The following is a 1177-nucleotide window of genomic DNA, read 5'->3' as shown; positions in this document are numbered from 1 at the left end:
TGACCAGCCGCCCCGACGACGGAACCCCGGTGTGGCCCTCCGAGGACGGCAAGCGCTGGGAATGGCACGAGACCACCACCGGCCGTGACTACCTGGTGCATCCGGAGTGGTCGGCCTATATCTGGGGCGCGTGCCGAGACTGGCTGTACTCGCACCCGAGCCAGCGCGGCGTGGGCATCCGGCACGTGCCGCTGTCCGAACTGGTCGCGGCCCGCACCGATGGCTTCTGGACCACCACGGAGCAGGACGTGACCGATACCGGCAAGGTCGGGGCGTTCCGGTGCCAGTTGGCCCACACTGAGCCGCTGGACACCCCGCGCTCGATGAACGCGCTGCTGTCCACCCGCACCGCCTTGCAGAACGGGGAGGCCGGCCGGTGACCAAGCGCAAACCACTCGGTGAGTTCTTGTCCCGGGCGATGGCCGCGGGACGCTCTCAGGCCGATATAGCCCGTGAATTGGGGGTCTCCCGGTCCACGGTGCACCTGTGGGCCACCGGGAAGCGGCAGCCGCCGGAACGGTTCCGGACCTCGCTGCGCGCGATGGCTCAGCCCGGATGGAAGGTGCCCACCGCGCCGAAGCGGACCACCCGCAGCGGCAAACCGGCCAAAACCGCCGGATCGGTGACGGTCACCCCGCTTCCCTCCGGTTCCGAGCACGTCTTCACCCACTCCCGGACCGCGTTCGCCCGGGAGCTGGACCGGCTGCTGGCCGAGGGACGCGCGCCCTCGGTGTTCACGGTGCTGCTGCACGGGTTCCGCTCCGATCTCTACCGCGACCGCAACGACGCACCCCGCGGGCCCCGGACGCGTCGCCTTCAGGTCCACATGAGTCCCGAGGAGGCGCGCGCGCTGGCGTCCGGGCAGAAAGGCGCGTGGAACTCCGCAATCACGCGATCGATTCAGGCGCGCAACTATGAAGGTGGCTTCACCTTCGACCGCGCCACCTCACTTTCCATGGACAGCACGCCGTGAACGAGAAGACGAACTGACCGACACCACCACGGCCCGCTCCGATCACCACCGGGGCGGGCCGTTCCCGTATCCCCCGGGGGAATCGCTCGCACACCTCTTGCACCATCACCGCGACCGTGGACTATTCCCCTGTTCCCTCCCCAGTTCCCCACCGGGGGAGGGGAGGGGAAGGGAGCCGATCACGCGGGGAAGGGAACCGAACCG

2 protein-coding genes are annotated in these 1177 nt (G+C 69.4%); both read left to right on the top strand.

The window, feature by feature from the left end; genetic code table 11:
• Positions 1 to 380: hypothetical protein (locus NFL01S_RS33420; protein ID WP_218019656.1), on the top strand; the 380-nt coding region annotated here is incomplete at its 5' end.
• Positions 377 to 973: a helix-turn-helix domain-containing protein gene (locus NFL01S_RS33415; protein ID WP_062980336.1), complete on the top strand. Its 597-nt coding sequence runs from the start codon at positions 377 to 379 to the stop codon at positions 971 to 973. The genes NFL01S_RS33420 and NFL01S_RS33415, both read left to right, overlap by 4 nt.
• Positions 974 to 1177: the final 204 nt, after the last annotated feature.

Origin of the sequence: Nocardia flavorosea NBRC 108225 (genome assembly GCF_001613385.1) — a bacterium.
GTDB classification, from domain to species: domain Bacteria; phylum Actinomycetota; class Actinomycetes; order Mycobacteriales; family Mycobacteriaceae; genus Nocardia; species Nocardia flavorosea.
Note: the sequence above shows the minus strand (reverse complement) of the source record. Positions and strands in the feature narration are given on the sequence as shown.